At 60.2% G+C, this 22,187-nt stretch carries 21 protein-coding genes; 12 read left to right on the top strand and 9 right to left on the bottom strand.

Annotation, left to right across the window (positions count from 1 at the left end; genetic code table 11):
- Window positions 1-72 precede the first annotated feature (72 nt).
- On the bottom strand, window positions 73-435 hold the full coding sequence (locus ACA053_RS17380; protein ID WP_109632647.1) for a DUF6124 family protein: 363 nt from the start codon (window positions 433-435) through the stop codon (window positions 73-75).
- A gap of 519 nt (window positions 436-954) precedes the next feature.
- Between ACA053_RS17380 and ACA053_RS17375 the strand changes: the two genes are divergently transcribed.
- The 5 genes from ACA053_RS17375 (at window position 955) to ACA053_RS17355 (ending at window position 6,185) form a co-directional block, all read left to right on the top strand.
- Entirely contained in the window at window positions 955-1,359 is a 405-nt protein-coding gene (locus ACA053_RS17375; protein ID WP_497311968.1) for a DUF1801 domain-containing protein, read from the top strand.
- 1,067 nt (window positions 1,360-2,426) lie between these two features.
- The gene (locus ACA053_RS17370) at window positions 2,427-3,431 is read left to right on the top strand and encodes a PdxA family dehydrogenase (protein ID WP_497393228.1); all 1,005 of its coding nucleotides are present in this window, start codon (window positions 2,427-2,429) and stop codon (window positions 3,429-3,431) included.
- Between the two features lie 41 nt (window positions 3,432-3,472).
- Complete coding sequence (locus tag ACA053_RS17365; protein WP_497393227.1) at window positions 3,473-4,351, top strand: alpha/beta fold hydrolase; 879 nt, start codon at window positions 3,473-3,475, stop codon at window positions 4,349-4,351.
- Window positions 4,352-4,413: 62 nt separating this feature from the next.
- Window positions 4,414-5,697 carry an MFS transporter gene (locus tag ACA053_RS17360; protein ID WP_497393226.1) on the top strand — a complete coding sequence of 428 codons (1,284 nt, stop codon included), beginning with the start codon at window positions 4,414-4,416 and terminating at the stop codon, window positions 5,695-5,697.
- Window positions 5,698-5,849: 152 nt separating this feature from the next.
- The gene (locus tag ACA053_RS17355; protein WP_109632637.1) at window positions 5,850-6,185 is read left to right on the top strand and encodes a hypothetical protein; all 336 of its coding nucleotides are present in this window, start codon (window positions 5,850-5,852) and stop codon (window positions 6,183-6,185) included.
- Between the two features lie 166 nt (window positions 6,186-6,351).
- Here the strand turns inward: ACA053_RS17355 and ACA053_RS17350 are convergent, their stop codons facing one another.
- Both ACA053_RS17350 and ACA053_RS17345 read right to left on the bottom strand, forming a co-directional pair.
- A complete protein-coding gene (locus tag ACA053_RS17350) occupies window positions 6,352-8,037 on the bottom strand; it encodes a sensor domain-containing diguanylate cyclase (RefSeq protein ID WP_497393224.1) in 1,686 nt (561 codons plus the stop codon).
- 157 nt (window positions 8,038-8,194) lie between these two features.
- Window positions 8,195-9,088, bottom strand: a complete 894-nt coding sequence (locus ACA053_RS17345; RefSeq protein ID WP_497393223.1) for an AraC family transcriptional regulator — start codon at window positions 9,086-9,088, stop codon at window positions 8,195-8,197.
- 138 nt (window positions 9,089-9,226) lie between these two features.
- Between ACA053_RS17345 and ACA053_RS17340 the strand changes: the two genes are divergently transcribed.
- From ACA053_RS17340 to ACA053_RS17330, 3 genes are read left to right on the top strand one after another with little or no spacing between them, the layout of a single operon-like run.
- The gene (locus tag ACA053_RS17340; RefSeq protein ID WP_109632631.1) at window positions 9,227-9,970 is read left to right on the top strand and encodes an SDR family NAD(P)-dependent oxidoreductase; all 744 of its coding nucleotides are present in this window, start codon (window positions 9,227-9,229) and stop codon (window positions 9,968-9,970) included.
- An 18-nt stretch (window positions 9,971-9,988) separates the two neighbouring features.
- A complete protein-coding gene (locus tag ACA053_RS17335) occupies window positions 9,989-10,390 on the top strand; it encodes a VOC family protein (RefSeq protein ID WP_497393222.1) in 402 nt (133 codons plus the stop codon).
- Window positions 10,387-11,355 carry a saccharopine dehydrogenase family protein gene (locus tag ACA053_RS17330; RefSeq protein WP_497393221.1) on the top strand — a complete coding sequence of 323 codons (969 nt, stop codon included), beginning with the start codon at window positions 10,387-10,389 and terminating at the stop codon, window positions 11,353-11,355. Before ACA053_RS17335 ends, ACA053_RS17330 begins: the two co-directional genes overlap by 4 nt.
- On the opposite strand, the gene ACA053_RS17325 is transcribed toward ACA053_RS17330, so the two are convergent.
- Window positions 11,352-11,657, bottom strand: coding sequence for a DUF7693 family protein (locus tag ACA053_RS17325; RefSeq protein ID WP_497393220.1), 306 nt, complete (start codon window positions 11,655-11,657; stop codon window positions 11,352-11,354). The genes ACA053_RS17330 and ACA053_RS17325 overlap by 4 nt on opposite strands.
- 159 nt (window positions 11,658-11,816) lie before the next feature.
- Here ACA053_RS17325 and ACA053_RS17320 point away from each other — a divergent pair, with 159 nt between their 5' ends.
- From ACA053_RS17320 to ACA053_RS17305, 4 genes are all read left to right on the top strand, one after another.
- On the top strand, window positions 11,817-12,212 hold the full coding sequence (locus ACA053_RS17320; RefSeq protein ID WP_497393219.1) for a c-type cytochrome: 396 nt from the start codon (window positions 11,817-11,819) through the stop codon (window positions 12,210-12,212).
- Window positions 12,213-12,246: 34 nt separating this feature from the next.
- Window positions 12,247-12,774 carry a GNAT family N-acetyltransferase gene (locus ACA053_RS17315; RefSeq protein WP_109632624.1) on the top strand — a complete coding sequence of 176 codons (528 nt, stop codon included), beginning with the start codon at window positions 12,247-12,249 and terminating at the stop codon, window positions 12,772-12,774.
- 511 nt (window positions 12,775-13,285) lie between these two features.
- Complete coding sequence (locus ACA053_RS17310) at window positions 13,286-14,506, top strand: MFS transporter (protein ID WP_497393218.1); 1,221 nt, start codon at window positions 13,286-13,288, stop codon at window positions 14,504-14,506.
- A gap of 35 nt (window positions 14,507-14,541) precedes the next feature.
- Window positions 14,542-15,021, top strand: coding sequence for a VOC family protein (locus ACA053_RS17305; RefSeq protein ID WP_497311949.1), 480 nt, complete (start codon window positions 14,542-14,544; stop codon window positions 15,019-15,021).
- 12 nt (window positions 15,022-15,033) lie between these two features.
- On the opposite strand, the gene ACA053_RS17300 is transcribed toward ACA053_RS17305, so the two are convergent.
- The 5 genes from ACA053_RS17300 to ACA053_RS17280 are packed head-to-tail and all read right to left on the bottom strand — an operon-like array spanning window position 15,034 to window position 22,181.
- Complete coding sequence (locus ACA053_RS17300) at window positions 15,034-15,897, bottom strand: alpha-amylase family protein (RefSeq protein ID WP_497393217.1); 864 nt, start codon at window positions 15,895-15,897, stop codon at window positions 15,034-15,036.
- Window positions 15,894-16,868 carry an alginate O-acetyltransferase AlgX-related protein gene (locus tag ACA053_RS17295; RefSeq protein ID WP_497393216.1) on the bottom strand — a complete coding sequence of 325 codons (975 nt, stop codon included), beginning with the start codon at window positions 16,866-16,868 and terminating at the stop codon, window positions 15,894-15,896. The genes ACA053_RS17300 and ACA053_RS17295 overlap by 4 nt, the downstream gene beginning before the upstream one ends.
- Window positions 16,865-17,518 carry an alginate O-acetyltransferase AlgF gene (locus tag ACA053_RS17290; RefSeq protein ID WP_497393215.1) on the bottom strand — a complete coding sequence of 218 codons (654 nt, stop codon included), beginning with the start codon at window positions 17,516-17,518 and terminating at the stop codon, window positions 16,865-16,867. The genes ACA053_RS17295 and ACA053_RS17290 overlap by 4 nt, the downstream gene beginning before the upstream one ends.
- Window positions 17,519-17,526: 8 nt before the next feature.
- Window positions 17,527-20,070: an NfrA family protein gene (locus ACA053_RS17285; RefSeq protein ID WP_497393214.1), complete on the bottom strand. Its 2,544-nt coding sequence runs from the start codon at window positions 20,068-20,070 to the stop codon at window positions 17,527-17,529.
- Complete coding sequence (locus ACA053_RS17280; protein WP_497311939.1) at window positions 20,067-22,181, bottom strand: glycosyl transferase family protein; 2,115 nt, start codon at window positions 22,179-22,181, stop codon at window positions 20,067-20,069. Before ACA053_RS17280 ends, ACA053_RS17285 begins: the two co-directional genes overlap by 4 nt.
- Window positions 22,182-22,187: the final 6 nt, after the last annotated feature.

Raw genomic sequence — 22,187 nt, 5'->3', positions numbered from 1 at the left:
GCTGTGAGCGACCCCGAAAGGGACCGCTGCACAGCTCACCGTCAGTTACGCATTCACCACAGCGAGTGGCACTTACTTGGGTAGATCAATTTTATCCAGCACCCGGTTTGCGGTGATCTCCGCCATCATGATGCTGTTGGAAATGCCCAGCAGGGCGTAGCGCGACTCGCCCTCCAGGTGATCCACCAACTGGTGCACCATCACGTCGACCGAGGCCAGGGTCTCGACCAGGTAGACACTCAGTGTTTCGGCCGTGGCCTCGGGGTCTACGGAAAACAGGGTACTGCGCGTTCTCGGGGTGGCTTTGATGTCGGCGTTTGACGGGAAGTGAAAGTCGAGAGCGCGTTCGGCGGCCTCGTTGAGTTTTTTGGAATCGGTGGATTCGTAGGGGGAAACGTCGTCCGTTTCGGGTGGATTTGGCGTAGGTTTGAACATGGATGAAACCTCTTACGTCGTTTAAATGAAGGCCATCACTCTCGCTACCAAACGAGGGGTGGCGGCCATGCTCAGGTTGGTAGACCGGGACGTAAGAAACCGGCGCGCCCGAAAGCGCCCTGTGCATGACCACCATAAAGCAGAGTCGAACAAACGCTGCGAATCATGATGCTTAGCACCTTACGTATACCCCGGGGCTACCAAACCCCCATCGCTGTTTTTCAGCGACGGGGAAACGATAAGTCCCAAGTCCAAGGCGCACAAGCCGGCGGATTCTGGCGCAGTCGTAGGTAACGGCGCAAGGATGTGTAGCCTGAGAGAGTGTCTGGAGATGTCGATTAAACACCGATGTTTAATTGGACTTCGCCTTCAGGATCGGACGGAAAATAGAGACGTCCCCTTTTCTTCTGCATGGCGGTGATTGCCTGGGCGCAAACCGTCAGTCAGCGACACTGGACGGCGGGCAAACGGCAACTATCTTGAAGCGGGCGAAAACCATCCTGAAGGAGCGGCAACTCGATGAAGAAGGAAGCGATCGGCGCAAATGACGGAGAGATTGAAGAGGCATCTTCGCTGATAGACGCGAGAATCAAGGAGTTGAGTGATTGGCGAGGCGAGACCCTCGCCAAGGTCCGGGCACTCATCCGGCAGGCCGACCCTGACGTGGTCGAAGAATGGAAGTGGCGGGTTCCGGTGTGGTCGCACGCGGGCATCATCTGCACCGGTGAGACGTACAAGAACGCCGTGAAGATGACCTTCGCCAAGGGGGCTTCGCTGGAGGATCCTTCAAGGTTGTTCAATGCCAGTCTTGAAGGTAATACCCGACGTGCGATTGATGTGCATGAAGGCGATGAGATTGATGAAGAGGCGTTGAAGGTGCTGATTAACGCCGCCGTCACCTTCAACACTTCGCGAACGACCTAGCGTGCCAAAACGGTGAAATGAGAGCAAAGGAGGTGGGGTTATTCATCGTGATCCCACTGCGCGCGATATGGCGGGTCGAATCGCAGCCAGCATGGCCAAGGTCCAAAAACGACAGGCGAAAAAAAACCGCCTTTGCGGGGCGGTTCTTTTGTAAGCCCCAGTTTGCGGCTGAGGCTTGGTGCATCTCACGGACAACACTAGCGTGGGGGCATGGTATTAAGCTTTGCTTATCCTTGCAACGTTATTTTGCATTGATTGATTTACGTCATATGCAGGCATCACTAGAGAATTTCGGTGTTCTAAGCGATAGAAATAACCTGACAGAAATAACGTTTTACAAAAACACGTCATCACTTTGCCTTGGAACGTCAAAGACCAGCCGCTGCGCTGAAGATTCTAGGTTAATATGCCGGCGCTCACATGCTAATGCGGCTGTGAGGTTTGGCCAGTTACATAACGGTTTCACGCCCTCTGACACGGTTTTGCACCCGTGCCGGAATGATGGTTCGGGGGGAACTCAACCGGCCGCCTCACGGACAACATTAGCGTGTATATCCGAAGGTACGCGTGATCCGGTAAGTGCGCTGGAGGTTTGGCCCCCAACCTGGAGGCCAAAACGTATGAAGCTATTGCTGCGTACGCTGAGCCTCGTATGGAGATTGTTTAAAGCGTTTCGCTTTTACGAGTTCCTGCGAGACCACTTTGACGACCTGAAGTAACGGCCGTTGATGTGGGGAAAAGCCCGTTTTAGTTTCGGCTGAAACGGGCTTTTTTTGTCTCTGTAAAGCTGTCAAAAGTAGGATATTCCTCGTTTTGGTGTCAGGCGCTTGTGGGACACTTCCTCGGCATCCGTAGGTGCTATCCGAAGATCTTTCTTCGCCACCTCCGGCCACCCCCCGCTCAAACCACAATCTGTGAACCCCCACCCCACGTTTCGCACCTTGAAGCCCCAGCCCGTCGGCCTAGGATGGGCCTCAGTGGTTGCACCGGACTGTTGGCCTGCGTTCCGCCATCGGCGCTGCCCATAACAATAAAAGACACACCTTGCCTGGACTGGAGAGAAACTGATGAAACCCCTGATTGGACTTATGCTGGGCGATGTCACCGGCATTGGCCCCGAGTTGGTCGTCAAGCTGTTGGCGACGCCTGAGGCACGTGAGCGGGCGGATGTGGTGATCATTGGTGACGAGCGTGTGCTCGAGCTCGGCATGCGTGACGCCGGTCAGCGCATTCCCTACCAGAAGATTGTGCACCTGCGCGAGGCCGACCATTCCCAGGCGGCCGTGCCCTTGATCGATTTACACAACGTGGATCCTGCGCTGTATGAGCGCGGCCTGGTCAACGCGGAGTCGGGTCGTCTGACCGGCGAAACCCTGAAGATCATGACCGACATGGCCCTGGCCGGAGAGCTCGATGGCATCTGCTTCGCGCCGCTCAACAAGGCCGGGCTGCATCGCGGTGGCTGGAAGTACCACGACGAACACCAGATGTTTGCGGCCTGGACCGAACATGTCGGTTACTTCGGCGAAGTGAACATCATCCCGCAGTTCTCGACCTTTCGCGTGACCTCCCATGTGGCGCTGCGCAAAGCTGTCGACATGGTGCAACCGGACCGCATCGAAGGGGCGTTGCAACTGGCCCACGACACGTTGCGTGCACTGGGCAACAACGCACCGCGCATCGGCGTCGCGGCACTCAATCCCCATGGCGGCGAGAACGGTCTGTTCGGCGACGAAGAGATCACGATCATCCGCCCGACGCTCGAAGCCCTGCGCCTCAAAGGCCTGGCCTGCGAAGGGCCGTTCCCGTCGGACACGGTGTTTATCAAGGCGCGCAACGGCGATTTCGATGCGGTGGTGATCATGTATCACGACCAGGGCCAGATCGCGACCAAGCTGCTGGGCTTCTCATCCGGCGTGACCCTGACCGGTGGCCTCAAGACTGTTTACGCAACCCCGGCGCATGGCGTGGCGTACGACATCGTCGGCAAAGGCATCGCTGACGTTGGCGCCATGGCGGCGGCGTTCCGTGTCGCCGCCGACAACGCTGCCGCGCGCAAAGCCAAACGCTAAATACCCGCCACGTGATCGAGAAAAGAATCGAGGCTGACACCATGTTCGAGAATTTCACCAAGACCATCACCAAAACCAGCGGCGCCGAGATTGTCACCGTCGTCGGTGGTGAAGGCCCGCCGTTGCTGTTGATGCACGGCAACCCGTTCAATCACCTGTCCTGGCACAAGATTGCTCCGCGCCTGGCCAGGGATTTCACCGTCGTCTGCACCGATTTGCGCGGTTACGGCGACAGCTCCAAGCCCGAGGGCGGTGGCGATCACTCGGATTATTCCTTCCGCGCCATGGCCCAGGATCAGGTTGAAGTGATGCAGTCGTTGGGTTTCGAGCAGTTCTATGCCGCCGGTCACGACCGCGGCGCGCGGGTGCTGCATCGCATGTGCCTGGACCACGGCGACAAGGTGCTCAAGGCCGGTTTCGTCGACATGCTGCCGCAGCATTATTTGCTGAACAACGTCACGCGCCAGTGGGGCAAATTTTCCTGGCACTGGTTCTTCATGACCCAGGACGCCCCGACGCCAGAGCGAATGATGGACGCCGATCCGGAGTTTTTCATCCGCCGCAAACTGTCGAAGACAGACCAAGGCACCAGTTTCTTCGGGCCCGAAGCGCTGGCCGACTACATCCGCTGCATCAAGAACCCTGCCACCACCCACGCCATGTGCGAAGACTACCGCGCGACCTTCGGCATCGACCTGGACATGGACACCGCCGACTTCGAGGCGGGCCGCCGGATTGACAACCCGGCGCTGATTCTCTGGGGCGAAAAGGGCGGCGTGGGCCGCAACCATAACGCCGCAGAAATCTGGAGCCGCTACGCCACCAACATCGTTCAGACCGCCACTGTGCCCTCGGGCCATTACCTGCAGGAAGAATGCCCGGACGAGACCTACGAGGTGCTGCACGGTTTCTTCAAGTAACGCAATGACAGGCGGTCCGGGATGACCGCCTGCCCACTAGAACTATAAAAAAGGTGGAAAAAATGATTCCGACTACGCTCGCGCAAAAACGCAGGGCAACGCTGACGTTCGTGTTGCTGTGCATCATGGCTTTCATCATGTACGTGGACCGCACCAACCTGGCCGTCGCCGCACCGACGATCAGTAAGGAGCTGGGTTTCAGCAACACCAACCTGGGCATGATGTTTTCCGCCTTCGCCATCGCCTACAGCTGCTTCATGATTCCCGGCGGCTGGTTCAGTGACCGTATCGGCTCACGCAAGGCGATGTTGCTGTACGGCATCATTTGGTCGGCCGCGACCATTGCCACGGGGCTGGTCAGTGGTCTGGTGGTGCTGGTGATTGCACGCTTCGTGGTCGGGATCGGCGAAGCACCGATCTACCCGACAGCGGCGCGCATGATCGCCCGCGCCATTCCCATCACCCAGCGCGGCACGGCCCAAGGCATGATGCATGCGTCAGGACGCCTGGCCAACGCACTGGCGCCGTTGATCGTGACGTTCATGATCATCCAGTTCTCGTGGCGCCTGACCTTCGTCATTCTCGGCGTGGTGACGTTGATCTACATGTTCATCATGTATTTCAGCCTGAGCGAATCGAAGAAACTGGTCGAAGCCACTGCCGCTGTGCCGTTGCCACCCGTGGCGGCCAAACCGGTCAACTGGCCGCAGATGCTGCGTAAAGTCTGGCCCGCTGCTGCCACCTGTTTTTGCCATGGTTGGGTGCTGTGGTTCTTCTTGAACTGGATTCCATCGTTCTTCACCCAACGCTACGGCATGGACCTGACCCACACCGCGTTGTTTTCGACCTTTGTGCTGCTGGGCGGCACCGTCGGCACCGCAGTCGGCGGCATGCTCTCAGACTGGCGCTTCAAGGTCACCGGCAACCGTCTGCGCTCGCGTCGCGACTTGATCATCTTCGGCTTCCTGGCCTCGATCATTGGCCTGATTCCGCTGTTGTTCACCCACGACCTGATGATCTGCGCCTGCGGCCTGAGCTTCTCGTTCTTTTGCTCGGAATTGGCGGACTCGCCGCTCTGGGTCATCGGCACCGAGGTGTCCCACGAACATTCCGCGACCTCCAGCGCATGCACGTTCACGGGCATGGCCCTGGCCGGTGCCGTGTCGCCGGTGGTGATCGGTTGGTTGCTGGACATCACGGGGAACAACTGGGCGGTGGCGTTCGGTGCTTCCATCGCCGTGGTGCTGATGGGGCCAGTGTTGGCGATGTTTATCACGCTGGATGACGAACCTGCACCCGAGCCCGTTTCATCTTCGCATCCACAAGCTGCGGTGACTCAGGGCTGAGCCGAAACGGTTTGATCCTCCCTGACCGATAGCCGCCGTCTCCCATGTGGCGGCTATCGTCTGTTTTAGCTGATACCAATTGGCCATCTAATCCATTAGAGTGTGCGCCGCCCGAGAGATGGATCCCGGGCAACATCTCATGGAGTTTTTCAGTGAAGTACCTCAGTAAAGTTGCCGCGGTAGCCTTGTTCGGTCTGGTTCTGGCGGGTTGCACCGGCACACCGATGAACACCCAGCATTATGAAAGCAGCCAATACACCGTCCTGGGTCACAGTGAAGCGAGCGCCACTGGCCTGTTGCTGTTCGGCGTGATCCCGATCCAGCAGAACAACCGTTTTGTTCGCGCTCAGAACGCGGCGATCAAAGCCAAGGGCGGCGACGCAATGATCAACACCCAAGTGCAGGAAAACTGGTTCTGGGCCTGGGTCCTGACCGGTTACACCACCAAAATCTCCGGTGATGTGGTCAAGCTGAAAAACGTTCAGTAAGCCCAATACCCGATCTTGATTGCGGATGCGCAATTGTGGCGAGTGGATTTATCCCCGTTGGAGTGCGAAGCGCTCCCAACATCTTCGACAGTGCCGAGATCTTGGGGCTGATTCGCAACCCAACGGGGGTTAAACCCCCTCGCCACAGGGTGAGCGAGTTGCTTGGTCAGTGGCGTTCCGTCACGCGGGACTGCGCAGCCACCCGGTTCCTTCCCGACCACTTCGCCTGATAGAGCTGCTGATCAGCACGTTTGATCAGTGAGGTGGTATTGCTGTCCGATGACTCGGCCAGCCCGATGCCGATACTCACCGTGACGTGCCCGACCGTGGCAAAGCTAGCCGCGGCAATCGCGGCGCGGATCTTCTCGGCAACGACCTCGGGGCTCTCCGGCTCCTCGATTTCCGGCAACAGCACCGCAAACTCCTCACCGCCGTAACGGGCCACGAAATCAGTGGCGCGGGTGTTGTCCTGAATCAGCCGGGCGAGCTGGTGCAACACCTCATCGCCAATCGCATGGCCGTGGGTGTCGTTGATTTGCTTGAAGTGGTCGGCGTCGATGAACAGCAACGCAAACGGTCGTCCAGTGCGTTGGAACAGCAGGTTGCACTCGTCCAGTTTTTCGTCAAATCGCCGCCGGTTGTACACGCCGGTCAGCGCATCGTGGGTGGCCAGTTTCAACAGATCGGCATTGGCCCGGGTGAGGGCAGCGGTGCGTTGCGCGACGGTGGCTTCCAGCGACGCATTGGCCTCCTGCAACTCGCGTTCCTTGCCGAGCAAGGACTGTGTCATGCCCTGAAGGGATTGACCCAGCTGGGCAATTTCCCGCACCGGATGGTCTTGGGGGAACGTTGCACCTGGCTGTTGGTTCTGTACCCGTTTGGCCGATTTGGCCAACAACTCGATCGGGCGACTGAGGTACAGCGCCAGGTAATAAGCAACCAAAGCGAATACGATCGCGGCAATCACGCCCAACAGCAGCAACTTGTAGAACAGGATACGTGCCGGCTGAAGCGCAATATCCAGTGGTTGCCGTACGGCGATGTACCACGTCAGGTCGGTGCTTGAAGGGGTAGGCACCGCGACAACGCTGGTCAGGTAACCATTGCCCACTGACCAGCCAGCGGTGTCGGAATGGTTTTCCCGGGCCTGCGGCATGTTCGGCACGTGTTGCCCCATGAGCGCTTCCGGGTAGAGTACTTTGCCGTCGTGGTCGACGATCAGCGCCTCCACTTCAGGCGTCATGTCCTTGCGCAGCACCGCAGCGTCCACAATCCGTGTCACCCAGCTCCAATGGGCATGCGCGCCCAGCACACCGATCACCTGGCCATTGGCATTGCGGATCGGTGCGGCGAAATCGATGAAGCGCAACGGCTCGCCAGTGGCGGTTCCCGGCAGCAATTTGGCCAGCAAGACGGCTTCGTGCGGATCGCCGGTGTAGGCACCGCGCATCCCGGCCTGAAACCAGGGGCGCTCCTTCACCGATTGATTCACCAGAAGGCCGTTCACGGCTTGCCGTACACGCCCGTCGGCGTCGGCCACGCCCATCCAGGCGTACTCGGCGCGGGACTGCGAACGCAGCTCCATCGACGACAAGATGTCCGGATCGTCCAGGTCGCCATGTTTGAACAGCGGGGCTCGACTGAGCAGGAACACTTCGAGCTGACGTTCATGCAGTTGCGCGCCTAACAGCTCGGCGGCGGACCTTGCCGTGCTCAACAACGCATTGCCGCTCGCCTGCTTCATCTGCTCGGTGGCGATGTGGCCCACGTAGAAACCCACACTCACCAGCGTGAGCAGGGACAAACCGGCAAACCAGAGTGTCAGGTGGCTTCGCAAACTGGCTTTGATCATGGGCGATACCTGACGGTTTGAAGTCGCCGCATGGTATGCGCAATGGTCGGGTGGGTGCCAGTGGCGGCGCTTTCATGGCCATTTTGATCGGTACCCGCATTCGCCAGCGCGATGACGTAAAACAGAGTCAGTGGTACACGTCGGCGCTCAAGCGCCCTCATTCGGCAAGACCGCGCATTTGCGCGAGAATCCGCGCGGCATCCCGTGCCGGAGGCAAGCCAAAGACGCGAGCGTAGTCGCGGCTGAACTGAGTGGCGCTTTCATAGCCGACGTCGAAAGCGGCGCTGGTGACGCTTTTAGCGTTCGCCAACAACAGTGTCCTTGCCTGAAGCAGCCTCACGCGTTTTTGATACTGCAAGGGGCTGAGCGTGGTGACGGCTTTGAAATGGCGATGAAACGCAGACACGCTCATCGACGCTTTCCGGGCCATTTCATCGACCCGCAGCGGCTCGGCGAAGGCGCGGCGGATCCACTGGATGGCCAGGCTCACGCGAGCCATGGCCGTATCGGGCGCAGCAATTTCGCGCAGCATCCAGCCGTGGGGCCCTTGCAAAACCCGATAGAGAATCTCCCGCTCGTACACCGGACTCAGCGCCGCGATGTCCGCCGGCCGGTCCATCAATCGCAGCATGCGCACCCAGGCATCCATCAGCTCGGGCGTGACCGCAGCCACGGAAAAACCGGCCTCCTGTTCAGGCGGTGCGGCAGGTTTTGGCAGGTCCGTCAGCAACGTCGCCAGAACGACAGGGTCCAGCGTCAAGGCGACGGCGAGATACGGTTCGCCGGTTGTGGCCGGATGCACACTGCCGACCGCCGGCAGTTCGATCGACATCACGAAATAGGTTGCCGGGTCATACCGCAACGTACGATCGCCGACGGTCATGGACTTACTGCCCTGCAGGATCAGGTTGATCATCGGTTCATAGACCGCCGCCAGCTGATGTTCGGGGATCGCACCCTGGACCATGGCCACGCGCGGAATTCCAGTCTCTGTACGCCTGTTTTCGGCCCTTGCGGCAAGAGCCCTGAGTTCATTCAGTTGATTTTCCATGGGGAGACATCTGACAGCAGGGGGACGCACGACGCAAGCAAAAAGCAGAAACAGGCAGGATTGCAGTAGTAACGGCTGCGCCCGCCAGTTGTTCTGTGGTTACCGTGGTGGCTCACCTGATTAACAGTGGAGCAAGCCATGAGCGTCATCGTCATCACCGGCGGCAGCCGAGGCATCGGCGCCAGCACCGCAATGCAATGTGCCCGGCGCGGAATGGGCGTCATCCTGACCTACAAGAACAACCAGAAAGCGGCCGATTCGGTTGTTCAACGCATCCAGTCCGAGGGTGGCAAAGCTGTTGCCCTCGAACTCGATGTCAGCGATGCCGGAACGTTCGGCGTGTTCGTCGCTGCGGTACGGCAGGCGCTGCAATCGAACTGGCAAGCCACGACCCTGGGCGGTCTGGTCAACAATGCCGGCCACGGTCTGTTCAATCCGATTGAGACGGTCACCGAGACGCAGTTCGACGACCTCATGAATGTTCACCTCAAGGGCCCGTTTTTCCTGACCCAGGCCTTGTTGCCGCTGATGGAGGAGGGCGCGAGCATCGTCAACCTGACCAGCGCGACGACACGCGTGGTCACCCCGGGCGTGGCGCCCTATGCCGCGTTCAAGGGTGGGCTGGAAATCCTTACACGTTACATGGCCAAGGAGTTTGGCGAGAGGCGCATCCGTGCCAACGCCGTCTCGCCCGGTGCCATTCGCACCGAACTGGGGGGTGGCTTGAGCGAAGAATTCGAGACGCTGCTGGCCTCGCAGACGGCGCTCGGTCGCATTGGTGAACCGGACGATGTCGGTCGTGTGATCGCCACGCTGATGTCCGAAGAAAGTGGCTGGATCAACGCGCAGTCCATTGAAGTTTCCGGCGGTTACGTCATTTGAATCAGCGAGGCACATTCCATGCTTGATCATGTTTTTATCTCCGTGAGCGACACCCGGCGCTCCGTCAATTTCTACATCGCGGCGCTCGCACCGCTGGGGATCTCTCTCCGGCTGGATTACGACGGCAAGGACGGCCCGCCCGGTCACCCGGACCTCAAGGGTTTCGGCGCACAGGGCCGCGTATTTTTCTGGCTGCGTGAAGGTGCGGTGGAGGGACGGGCTGCTCATGTCGGGTTCGTTGCGAACAGCCTGGATGAGGTCGATGCAGCCTATGCCGCTGCGATGGAAGCGGGCGCAACGGATCACGGTGCTCCTGGCGCACGGTTGCATTACGACCCGAGCTATTACGCGGCCAACGTACTGGACCCGGACGGGTACAGCATCGAGTTCGTCTATAAAAACTGGCAGCACCCACAATGAGCACGCTGCTGATTTACGGCGCAACCGGGTACACCGGCCGGATGGTGGCGGCACAGGCGAAAGCTGAGGGGCTGGACTTCGAAATCGCCGGTCGCGACGAGACAAGGGTGGCGGCACTCGCGCGGCAGCTGAGCGTGCCTTATCGCACCTTCGCGCCAGACGCTCAAACGGCGCAAGCACTGAGCGGCGTCACCGTCCTGTTGAACTGCGCCGGCCCTTTTGTGCGCACGGCAGAGCCTTTGATGCGGGCCTGTATCGAGGCCGGAGTCGACTATCTCGACATCACCGCCGAGATCAACGTTTATCGACTGGCTGAACGGTTGGGTGAGGAAGCCGGCGTGATGCTGTTGCCCGGCGTCGGCTGGGACGTTGTCCCCACGGACTGTCTTGCCATGCACGTTGTCCGCCGCGTCGACCATCCGCAGTCGCTGCGGATCGCGCTGCAGGTTGCAGGCTCCATGTCGCGCGGATCGGCCAACAGTGTCGGCGAGATCATCGATGCAGGATTGATGGCGCGGGTTGACGGCGTACTCGTTCCTGCGCCGGATGCGCAACCGCGTCACTTCGATTTCGGCGCCGGGCCTGTGCTCTGCGCGCCGCTGTCGTTTGGTGATCTGGTCACGGGTGGGCGCTCGATGGGTATCGCGAACATCGCCATGTTCGTTCACATCAGCGGAGAAGCTTTCCCCGAGGGTGACTTGTCACAGCTTCCCGATGGCCCCAGCGAGCAAGAGCGCTTGTCTCACCGGGCGCGTGCGGTTGCGGAGGTGACAGGGGCCGATGGGCAGGTTGCGCGGTCGAGGATCGAGACCCTAAACGGCTACTCCTACACACCGTTGGCCGCCGTGGAAGCCGCGCGACGCGTGTTGGCCGGGGAGCGGCGTTCCGGCTTCGAAACGCCGGGTCGTCTGTTCGGTGTCGAATTTGCCGAGAGCATTGCCGGTACGGTGATTGTTGATCTTTAAGTCTGGTGCCGAAGGCACAGCAGGCGCTCGATCTGCGCCAGTTCCCAAGTGCTGAGCAAGCTGACAGGGTCGGTGCCGTAACGTTGCCAGTGGCCCAGTTCACCTTCGCGGCCGTCCGGGCTCTGGCAACGTTGGCAATGCAGCAGGCGAGTGCCGTCGACACCGAGGCTCAGGCGCCAGCCTTCGATATCGACGTGCACGTGGCCGGGCTCGGGTTGTTCGGGAAGGAGTATCAGACGCCGAACGTCCAGCGCGGCATCGCGCAATTGCTGGTAAACCTCGCGGTTGGTCAGGGGGGGCAAAGGGTACTCCGGTGGAATCGCGGGGTTGCACAGGATAGAGTCTGCGCTTGCCGCTGTCAGCGGGTAGCGGTTCGATATTCCACCGGCTTGCAGGAAGACGTTTCAGCCGGGTGCGAGCTGATGCCCGAGCGGTTGGTCACAGATGATTTGGAGCAGGACATGAAGAACGCCGCAGCCCTCACCCTGGCCCTGGCCCTGGCTCTCACTGCGGGGTTGTCCGGTGCGCAAGCCCGGGCAGCCGGCGATGCTGAGGCGGGGGCGACACTGTTCAAGCGAATATGCGGCGGCTGCCATCAGGTCGGGGAGTCGGCGCGTGGTTCGTTCGGGCCGCAACTCAATGGCATTTTTGGACGCCCGTCTGGCAGCAGCACAGATTATCAATATTCCGACGCCATGAAATCGGCCGGCATCGTCTGGACCCGCGAAACCCTGACCGCGTACCTTGAAAATCCAAAGGAAGTGGTGCCCGGCACCCGCATGATTTTCTGGGGGCTCAGCGATCCGGAAAAGATCGAAAACCTGTTGGCGTATCTTCAGACCTTTCAGCCGCAGTAGGACGTCCCGACGTTCGCCAAGGATAAAAATATCGATGCAACGAACCACCTCGCGATTGCTGTTAAGGCCGCCTCGATCCGAAGACCTGGCCAGCCTGTTTGCTATCTACGGCGACCCTGCCACGAACCAGTACAACCCGGCCGGGCCTTTGACTGTGATTGACCAGGCTGAAACGCTGCTGGAAGACTGGATTCGCCACTGGACCCTACACGGTTACGGCCTGTGGACCATTACCACCCGTGCTTCCCCGGATTGCGTTATCGGTTTCGGCGGGATGGGTCTGCGCAAATTTGGTGAAGTCGAGCTGCTGAACCTCGGTTATCGATTGGCCGTGACTGCGTGGGGGCAAGGCTATGCGACCGAATTGAGCAGGGCGGCGCTTGAATATGGATTCGATGAGCTGAAGGTGCCGGAGGTTTTTGCGCTGGTCAGGCCTGCCCACACCGCCTCGATAGGCGTGCTGGAAAAGATCGGCATGCAACGTGTCGACGTGCTGGATGACGTACCGGGGCAGGCGCCGAGTCTTGTTTACAAAGTCAGTCGGTCCTTGATCGGGGACTGATTTATTTTTGCGCATGAAAAGCCCGGCGGGATGGGTCGGGCTTTCATTGAGTGCCGCGATGAAGCGATGTTGACTTCGATGTGTCAGGAGTAGACCCTTGGTTTCGATGATTTTCAGAGCTGTAACTTGAATGTTCTTTCTGAATATAAACCCCAGTTATTGTTTGATTTTATAGTTGTTCATGGGTTTGCACTTACATGATGTAGGGGCAATCAATCAATGGAAGTGATGTTGCTCACTTCTGGGAGGCAAGGATGCAGGAAAAAGTTATTTCTCTATCTTCAGTTCGTTGTTTTATTCGGCATCTGTGCGAGCGGCATCACTCGCGTGATTTTGCAATAACGTTGCCTTCGTCGCTCAACTACATGCGTGTGGGTTCTGTTGACAGTTATGTAACTGGCCGCTTGCCTGCTTGGTGAAGTGCACGTTCAGTTTTCTATAACCTGCTCTCATGGTTTGCATCGCGCGCAGCGGGATACGTATAAACGTTGAATAATAAAACGGAGTCATCATGGCAAATCACTACCGCGAACTGCTCGCAATCCCCGGCGTCATGGGGTTGGTGGTCGCGAGCTCCATTGCCCGTTTGCCCCAGGCAATGATCGGTATCGGCATCATTATCATGTTGGTGCAGCAGACGGGTCTTTATTGGCTGGCCGGTTCAGTCGCGGGCACTTTTACATTAGCGAATGCGCTGTTCGGCCCGCAAGTATCGAAACTCGTTGATCGGCGAGGTCAAAGTCGGGTTCTGCCGCTTATGACTGCTTTCAGTGTTGGCATGTTGTTGGCGCTGATACTTGCGGTGTATATGAAGGCTCCGCCTGTCCTGCTTTTTATCCTTGCTGCACTGGCGGGCACGATGCCAAGCATGCCCGCGATGATAAGAGCGCGCTGGTCACAACTGTTCCGTGGCAAGCCGCAATTGCACACGGCCTTTTCCCTGGACACGGTTATCACTGAGATGGCCTTTATTATCGGCCCACCCCTGGCCATTGGTTTGAGCACCCGTTTCTTCGCCGAAGCCGGGCCGCTGGTTGCCGTCTTGCTGCTGGTCATCGGCGTGACAGCTTTTCTGCTGCAACGGCAGACAGAACCGAAGGTGGTCGTGGGCCGCAAGGAGAACGCAGGCTCGGCTTTGCTGATCCCCGGCCTTCGCACCATTGTCCTGGCGCTGCTGGCGATGGGTGCGATTGGTGGATCAATCGATGTGGCGGTGGTTGCCTTCGCCAACGCGCAAGACTGGCCAGCGTCTGCCAGCTTCATTCTGGCCGCCTATGCGCTCGGCTCCCTGATAGCTGGCCTGACGTTCGGCGCGTTAAGGTTTTCCTTGCCGGTTGAAAAACAGTTCTTCGTTGGAGTACTGGTCACGGCCGTCACCGGCGTACTGCCGATTTTCTCACCGAACGTCTACATCCTCTCGGGGATGCTATTTGTGGCCGGCATGTCATTTGCGCCAACGATGGTCGTGGTCATGAACCTCGGTACGATCATTGTTCCACCGTCCCGGATCACCGAAGGTCTGACGTGGATGTCGACGGGCATCAGCATCGGCGTAGCGCTCGGTGGCGTGGCCGCGGGTCTTATCATCGATGTCTACGGCGCGCGGGCAGGTTTCGGTGTCGCCATTGTCGCGGGGATCTTCATGGTGGTGGTCGTGCTTCTGGGGCTACCTGCACTTCGCGCCACGTCAGCGGTTTGCGCCGAGCCGGGCTTCCAGTCATCAGCCAGCTAGAATGATCATTCACTCCCCAATACTGGAGAACCAGAATGGTCAGCAAAAACACGATTTGTCTCTGGTACGACGGCGCTGCGCTGGAGGCTGCGACGTTCTACGCCAAGACGTTTCCCGACAGCGCGGTGGACACCATTCTTCGCGCGCCTGACGACTATCCGGCGGGCAAGCAGGGCGATGTGTTGACGGTCGAGTTCACGGTGATGGGCATTCCTTGTCTCGGCTTGAACGGAGGCTCGGGGGTCAAGCATAACGAGGCGTTCTCGTTCCAGGTGGCGACCGACGACCAGGCCGAAACGGACCGCTTGTGGAACGCGATTGTCGGAAACGGCGGCCAGGAAAACGTCTGTGGCTGGTGCCAGGACAAATGGGGACTGTCGTGGCAGATCACGCCCCGCGTCCTGACGGACGCGATCAACAACCCTGATCAAGCAGCGGCCAAGCGCGCGTTCAACGCCATGATGCAGATGGGGAAAATCGACGTCGCGGCGATTGAAGCGGCTGTCAGGGGTTAACCCGGCCTGACGTTATCGCGCCAGTTGCTCCACCAGCTCAGGCGTCACGTAGTGCGGTCCGTCGAACAGGTACAGCGGATAACCGTCATAGGCCGCCAATTGCGGTTTGAGCTCCGCGACGGTCGCGGAGCGGAATCCACCTCCGAAGTTGGGGCGGAAGGCTTCGACGATGATGCGCACCCGATCTTTGCCCAGGCGCTGGCGCAAGGCGTCGGCGTAGGTTCTGGCAACCGGTGCGGTGCGGGCGTAGACACCGACGCCGTCCTGGAAGAACACGCCAATGTCATTCGGCAGCCACTGCTTGAGCCATTCGGCCGTGGCGACGGGGCCGATGTTGGCGCCGTCATACACGCTGATCCACAACGGTCGCGGTAACTTGGCCAGCAGGGCGGGCAGCTCTTTGGCGCGGGTCCAGCTGGGGTCGACTTCGGCGGGGAAATACCAGCCGGTGACGTGCAAGGGCGTCGGCAATTTGGCGATGCGTGCCGAGACTGCCGCCAGTTGCTCGATGTTGTCCCGTGAGCGGTTTTCGCTGAAATAGCCGGCCAGTCCGAGGATGACGTCTTGCGCCCAAGGGGCCTTGGCAATGCGTGCCCAATCGGGCAGAACCGGTACGCTGGGCAGGCCGGTACCGGCAACGAATGCCTGATCGTCGACGACGGTCCACTGCACCAGCAGCTCACGGGCCCCCAGTTTTTCCCAATGGCCGTTGATGCCGACGGTCTTGTTGTCCGGCTGCCAGACGATGCCGACGATCCCTGGGGTCTGGGCCTTTTTGTCCGTCACGTAGAGCACGCCAGTCCCGGTGCCGAGAATGGCGGCAAACAACAGACCCGCAACGGTCGCGCGACTGGCGGTGTAACCAAGAATGTTCACGGAAGAGCCTTATTGATGCGCTGATGCCATTGGCTCAGCGAGGTGACGCCTTTGGCGTTCCAGTTAGCTGCGGCATCGGGGCCGAGGTGGAATTGGCCCTCGTTGAATTGCCAGACGATCACTTGCGGTTTGTGTTGGGCGAAATCCGCAGACTCCAGGTATTGCAGCAGCGTAGCCCATGGGCCGACATCGCCAGGATTCCAGGTCAGCGCGACGGGACGGTCCAGGGCATTGGAGAGCTTTTGCGTAAAGCCCAGGTAAGGCTGGACGAAGCTGTTGCCGATCACCTGGACCGGTGCCGGTGCGTCATCGATCAGCAAGTCGTTCTGGGCCTGATGGCGAACGGTGTAAATGTCGCGACCAATCGATTTACGCTTGATCGCCGGCAGGAAATTGCTCGCCAGGTCACCGAACGCGCGACGGTCAAACCACTCGCCCAGCGCAGCGCCACCGCCGGGTTCGCCTTGCAGGCGGTAACGCTCGGTAATCAGTTGCGCCGTGGCGTCAGCGGTGTTTTCCGCACTCCAGGCTGTCCAGTGGTAGTCGGCGCGGTAAAACGCGGTCTGTTTGCCGTGTTCGGTGCGTTGCAGGACGGGCTTGATGTTCAGCGTGGTCAGGCCTGCCTGAGTCAGGTCGCTCTGCAAGTGCTCGTAGCGCTGCATCACGGCTGGGCTCATTGGCTGATTGGCGGGCAGGCGCGCGGCATAAAACGGCGCTTTCATCGGCACCACCAATACGACCAGGCTGATGTGTTCCCGGGCAAGGTTCTGCTGGAGTTGTTTCACCAGCGCAATGTTGCGGGCTGTGCCGGGGTTGTCGACCTTGTTCAGGCTTTCCCAGGCCGGGAACAGCCAGCCACCTTCCCCGGTAATGACCGCCGAGGCCGCTTCAACACCGGAGCCCGACAGGCTCAATAACAAACTGGCAATAATGGCGGGAACCGGCAAGCGAGATTTCAATTGAAGGGTCATGGCGCGGTCTGGTCGACAAGGCCGATCAGGCGTGGAGCCTGCCGGGAGCCGACCAGGAACAGGCTGTAACGATCGCCGGCCTTGAAGGGCGCCAGCTTGAACGGCAGGCTGCTGTTCTGCTCGCAATTGGCAACCAGTGTCGCTTGCACCGGGTTGATCGTGCGCTGGGCCTGGCCGTTGAACGGCACCTGATTGAACACAGGGGCATGGTTAGCCAGTTTGACCCCAGCCTTTTCGCAACCGTTGGCCAGGTTGTAGATATTGAGTTCGGCGCGCAGGTCTTTGCCGCGCAGCGGTGGATCGATGATCAGGCGGGGTGTCCGTGCCGGGTCGCTGTCAAGAATCAGTGTGACCCATGCACCTTTCGATGTGCTCAGGCCCTGTATCTCGCGACCGTTGACGGTCACTTGCAGCGGCTGTCGCGAGTCCACGACCTGAAAAGGACTGGCCACTGTGGCCTGGGCGGAAAGGGCGAAACTCGCGCCCTGGCCCACCTGGACCTGCATGGCGGTGTCGGAGGGGTTGACCACCCGCACCCAGGCCGAACCCTCGGGCAGTTTTGGCGCGTACAACTGGGCAATTTCAGGGGCGGCATTTGCCCCCATCGGGATCAGGCCAAGTCCCAGCCACAAACAGAATTGAATGTTCATGCAAGTCCTCAATAGGAGTAAGTCAGGCGACCGAAGACACCTTGAGCGCGATCATCGCCCAGCACCTTGACGCGGTACTGCAGGGAGAAGTCGACATAGGAGCGGGGCGCGTTGTACGCATCTTCGCGGAACCAGTAGCGCACGTTGTTGCCGACACCGATGCCACCGGCCTTGCCGGAAGATGAGTCCGACTTGCCGTCGGCGTCGGTGCCGCTGTTCATCTTCGAGTCGTAATCGAACGCGGCGACTACATGGGGGAACGTCACCCAGCGCGAGCCTGCGCCACCGATGGCATAGCTGCGGCCGACCTGCCATTCGCTGTTGAAATAGTCACGCGAATCGTTGACGTAATGTCCGGCTTCAGCGAACAACTGCGAAGTCCACCAGCTGGAGGCATCGACCCGCAGATCGGTCCCGACGCTTGCGCCATAGCCCAGACGCAGCAGCCAGTCACCGTCGACGTCCGACGATCCCAAGGGGAATGTGCGCTCGACGGCGGCCATCACGTTCAGCGACGTAAAGGGTTTGACCCGTACACCCACGGCACCTTGCAGTGCATCGAAACCGGTGTCCGAATCACTGTTCTTGCTCCACAGCGTGTCGGTGACGCGTCCGTAGAGTTCGACAAACCGTGCGTTGCGATAACCCAACGGACGCCAGGACAGTTCGGTGCTGTTTTGCAGGCTGTCATTGCTGCTATTGCCGCCGCTCGGCGCTGAGCTCAGGCCGCTGCTGGTGCTGTTGCCGCGATAACTGGTGGTGTTGGTCAAACCCCAGGTGCGCGATACATCGGCCACGGCGCGACGGGTGTCGAACAGCTGCTGCGGGGACAGGTCCAGTTCACCGGCATTGTTTGCGTCGATGACGCGCTTGAAGTAGCTGACGGCTTGCTCGTCCTCGCTGACGCGCATGGCGTTATAGGCGGCATCCTGAGTGGCGGTCGGCGTGAGACGGGTGTCGACATCGGCCTTGCGGAACGACACGTTGGCGCCGTCATCGTCGCCAGCCTGGACCGACAAGTAAGCGATTTGCAGGTCGCTCATCGATTCCAGTTCGCCCGTGTCCCGCGCTTGTTGCAGCCGTTCGCGTGCAGTTCGACGCTGGCCGATGGCGCTGTACAAACTGGCTTCTTCATAAGCAGGCAGGCTGCCTAGCGCCAAGGCCTGGGTAAAGTCCTCGCGAGCCCCGGCGTCGTCACCCGATTGCTGGCGCAGACGACCGCGTTGGGCCAGCAGCCGCGCGTCATCGCCTGTGAGCTTGAGGCCCTCACTGGCTGCCGCAATGGCTTCGGGCACTCGTTTCTGGTCACTCAGGGCGCTGACGAGCAACCGCCGATACGCCGGATTCTGCGGCGCACGGGCAATGGCTTCATTCGCCAGGACGACGGCTGAGGCGGGGTCCTTGCTGGCGAGTGCGGCGTAGGCCTGGCCGGCCTTGTCGGTTCCGCCGTCGCGCTGGTTGCCCGGCCAGATATCGCAGACCAGGCCAAATGCCGTTTCCTGACAGTTCAAGGCCGGGGCCGGGAACTGGGCAACAGCGTTCAAGCCGTTGTTCTTCTGTCGCAGCGCCATTCTGGCGGCCGTGCGTCGGCGGGCCACTTCGCCGCTTTCGTCGTCGGCCAAAGGTTGCAGCTGATCGAGCGCCCGCTGAGGCTCGCCATGGGCCAGCGCGGCGTCGGCGGCGAAGAAACGAATGTCACGGGTTTCCGTTTCCAGCAGACCCTCGATAGCCAGAGCCTGGTTCAGGTCAGCCTGGGCCGCCGCTGTTTTGCCCTGACGATCAAGGGCGTAGCTGCGCAGAATCCACGGTGCGATTTCGCCATCGTCCTGAGCCAGTGCGCCGGAGGCGGCCAGCTCGGCCCCTCGGTAATCCTTGGCCGCGAGCAGGGCGCTGATCAGCAGTTGCTGATTGGCGCCGATTTCCGGTGCCCAGGCGACGGCTTTCCGGGCCTGATCCACGGCCAACGGCACTTGGCCTTGCTCCAGGGCGCGATAACCTTGGACGGCCAGCGGCGCCGCCAATTGCCGGCGAATCGCTTCGCGGCGCATCAGCAACGTATCGTCGTCCGGGAACACGGCCAGTGCCTGAGTGGTGGCCTGATCCGCTTCTTGAAGATGTTGTTGACGCTGCAACGACTCGATCAGCAGCAGTCGATAATCCATGCGCTTGGGTGCTTGAGCGATGGCTTTGCGCGAAGCCTGTGCCGCCGCGCCGAAATCATCGCGATCATAGGCCTTGAAGGCCTGGGCCGCGGCGCCGAAACCCGGCGCCTGACGTGACGGTGAGTAGCGTTTGGGATGATCACGCAGATCCTTGTCCCGTTGCGCCAGCACGATCAGCGTGTTCAAACGGGTGATGTCGGCGCGCTGACGCAACGCTTCGCGGGCCTTGGCGATGGCCAGGTCGTAGTCTTTGCGCTCGTAGGCGCTGTAGGCCTCGTTGGCGGTGACATAGGCCGGGCCGGTCAACGGCAATGGCAGCGTTTGGGCATGAACCAGCGCAGGTATCAGGCTCAGCCCCGTAGCCATGAGGGTCAGCAAGGGGCGATTCATGCCGGTAGCTCCGCAGGGTAGTGGCTGTGCTGACGTGCCACGGCCTTTTCGATGGTGGCGCGGGGCAGCACGCCGCTGTCGACCAGATAGTCGCCGATGCGTCCGTGACGCTGCGGGCGGTACTGCAGCATGGTGCGGTTGAACACGTCGCGATCCAGCAGGCCCATTTCGATCAACAGATCACCCAGCAGTGGCGCGCGGGCATCCGGTACCGACTGGCCTTCGCGCACGTTCATCAGGCGCAACTGCGCGACGATTTCGCTTTCCCGGGCAATCAGTTGCAACGGCTCGCTGCCCAGTACTTCGCTGACCTGTTGCAGACCTTCGGCCGGCAACGGACTGGCCACGGCCAGTTGTGCTCGGCCGTCGGCATTCAAACCCACCGGCACCACACGCCAGCGCAGCGCGAATTCATCGTCCAAAGTAAGGGTCGATGCCTGTGCCTTGTGGGCCACATCGAACACCCGCGGCAGGTCGTTCTGGAAGGCGATGGCTTCGGCCAGGGTCTCGTCGTCCAGCCAGCCATTGCTAAGCAAGATCCGCCCCAATGGCATGTGACGGGTTTTCTGTTCGGCGAGGGCGTTTTGCAGGTCGGTTTCGTTGATCGCCTGCCAGGACAGCAACACGCTGCCCAGCTTGCGCGGTGCGGCAGCGACCAGGTCGGTGGAGGGGAAGTCGTGCATGGTCTTGTCCCACACCAGTTTGCGGTTCATGACCTTGCCGACCAGGAACATCCGCCAGGCCCGTGACGCAGCCATGAAGTTGACGAAGTTGCCCACGACCATGCGCGGGATCGACAGCAAACCGTGCTGCCAACCGTACAGCACGGTGGTGAAATAGCAGCGGTGGGCGATGCGCCAGGCCAGCGCGACACCGTTGGCCAGCAGCAAGTATTTGATGAAACCGTTGGTTTCGAATGGCGTGGGGAAACTCACGTCCCACAGGCCGCTCTGGCGCAGGATGATCAGGCCCAGCAGCTGTACCAGAATCACGTAGGCGATGATGCTGACGAACGCCGTCACCACGCCTTTGCGGTCACGAAACAGCAGATACCGGTTGGCCAGCGAACCGTTCCAGCCCATTTGCTCCCAGCCTTGCAGGCCGATGCCCAGTGTCCAGCGGGCCTTCTGGCGGAACGCGGTGCGGAAGGTATCGGGAAAGAATTCGCGCACGCACAACGGCATCTTCAGCGTCGATTCGTAAGGCTTGCGAAACCAGGATTTGCGCAGCACGCGAAACTGCACCGGGAAGCGCACGAAGATCGCGTTCATGCCAACCTTGGCCAGGCGTGCGCCAACGTCGTAGTCCTCGGTGAGGCTGTCGGTGTTGAACGGCTGGTTCTGGGTTTCCCCGGCCAGCACACGCAACGCGCGGTGTGAAAAGCACGTGCCGACGCCGGCAGACGGCACCGTGTCGGTCATGCTTTCACGCACCACCAGGTCCTTGCCGTGCCATTCGGCGAACTCGTCCATGTAGGTGCCGGCCACCCATTCGTACCAGTTGCGCTCCAGCGACACCACGGGCAACTGGATCATGTCCTTGCGCGGCAGCAAGTAGTTGAACAGGCGCAATTCCATCGGGTGCAGCACGTCTTCGCTGTCGTGCAGCACGACACCGGCGAAGGTCATGCCGTGGGTTTTCTCGTGCAGGAAAATCGCCTGGATCACCCAGTTCAGGCAGTCGGCCTTGCAGGTCGGCCCGGCATGCGGGACTTCCACGCGGTGCAACTGCTTGTAGCGCCGACGCATGCGCTCCACTTCATCAATGGTGCGCTGGTCGTTGATGTAGGTGCCGACGAAAACCACATAGTTCTGGTAGTCGAGGGTCGACACCATGTTTTCGATCATCGGCGCGATGACGTCATATTCCAGCCAGGCCGGGACCATGATTGCCAGCGGCTGTTCATCCCGGGCCATCAACTGCTCGGCGGTCAGCGGCCGGTATTTTCGGTCCGCGGTGAACTTGCGAAACAGACGGCGAGACCAGTACCACAGGTCAATGAACAGATCGTCCAGGCTGGAAATCAGGATCAGCACCGCGACCACGATGGTCGAGAATTCCAGGAAGCTGTAGTAGTGGGCCAGCCAATAGGGCCAATAAAGCGACGTCATCGAAGG

Source organism: Pseudomonas sp. LBUM1672 (genome assembly GCF_059695655.1).
This window is presented reverse-complemented; position numbering and strand designations above follow the sequence as displayed.

Coding starts and splice junctions, on each gene's coding strand:
- ACA053_RS17380 (WP_109632647.1), bottom strand. CDS start 435: ATGTTCAAACCTACGCCAAATCCACCCGAAACGGACGACGTTTCCCCC.
- ACA053_RS17375 (WP_497311968.1), top strand. CDS start 955: ATGAAGAAGGAAGCGATCGGCGCAAATGACGGAGAGATTGAAGAGGCA.
- ACA053_RS17370 (WP_497393228.1), top strand. CDS start 2,427: ATGAAACCCCTGATTGGACTTATGCTGGGCGATGTCACCGGCATTGGC.
- ACA053_RS17365 (WP_497393227.1), top strand. CDS start 3,473: ATGTTCGAGAATTTCACCAAGACCATCACCAAAACCAGCGGCGCCGAG.
- ACA053_RS17360 (WP_497393226.1), top strand. CDS start 4,414: ATGATTCCGACTACGCTCGCGCAAAAACGCAGGGCAACGCTGACGTTC.
- ACA053_RS17350 (WP_497393224.1), bottom strand. CDS start 8,037: ATGATCAAAGCCAGTTTGCGAAGCCACCTGACACTCTGGTTTGCCGGT.
- ACA053_RS17345 (WP_497393223.1), bottom strand. CDS start 9,088: ATGGAAAATCAACTGAATGAACTCAGGGCTCTTGCCGCAAGGGCCGAA.
- ACA053_RS17340 (WP_109632631.1), top strand. CDS start 9,227: ATGAGCGTCATCGTCATCACCGGCGGCAGCCGAGGCATCGGCGCCAGC.
- ACA053_RS17335 (WP_497393222.1), top strand. CDS start 9,989: ATGCTTGATCATGTTTTTATCTCCGTGAGCGACACCCGGCGCTCCGTC.
- ACA053_RS17330 (WP_497393221.1), top strand. CDS start 10,387: ATGAGCACGCTGCTGATTTACGGCGCAACCGGGTACACCGGCCGGATG.
- ACA053_RS17320 (WP_497393219.1), top strand. CDS start 11,817: ATGAAGAACGCCGCAGCCCTCACCCTGGCCCTGGCCCTGGCTCTCACT.
- ACA053_RS17315 (WP_109632624.1), top strand. CDS start 12,247: ATGCAACGAACCACCTCGCGATTGCTGTTAAGGCCGCCTCGATCCGAA.
- ACA053_RS17310 (WP_497393218.1), top strand. CDS start 13,286: ATGGCAAATCACTACCGCGAACTGCTCGCAATCCCCGGCGTCATGGGG.
- ACA053_RS17305 (WP_497311949.1), top strand. CDS start 14,542: ATGGTCAGCAAAAACACGATTTGTCTCTGGTACGACGGCGCTGCGCTG.
- ACA053_RS17295 (WP_497393216.1), bottom strand. CDS start 16,868: ATGACCCTTCAATTGAAATCTCGCTTGCCGGTTCCCGCCATTATTGCC.
- ACA053_RS17290 (WP_497393215.1), bottom strand. CDS start 17,518: ATGAACATTCAATTCTGTTTGTGGCTGGGACTTGGCCTGATCCCGATG.
- ACA053_RS17285 (WP_497393214.1), bottom strand. CDS start 20,070: ATGAATCGCCCCTTGCTGACCCTCATGGCTACGGGGCTGAGCCTGATA.
- ACA053_RS17280 (WP_497311939.1), bottom strand. CDS start 22,181: ATGACGTCGCTTTATTGGCCCTATTGGCTGGCCCACTACTACAGCTTC.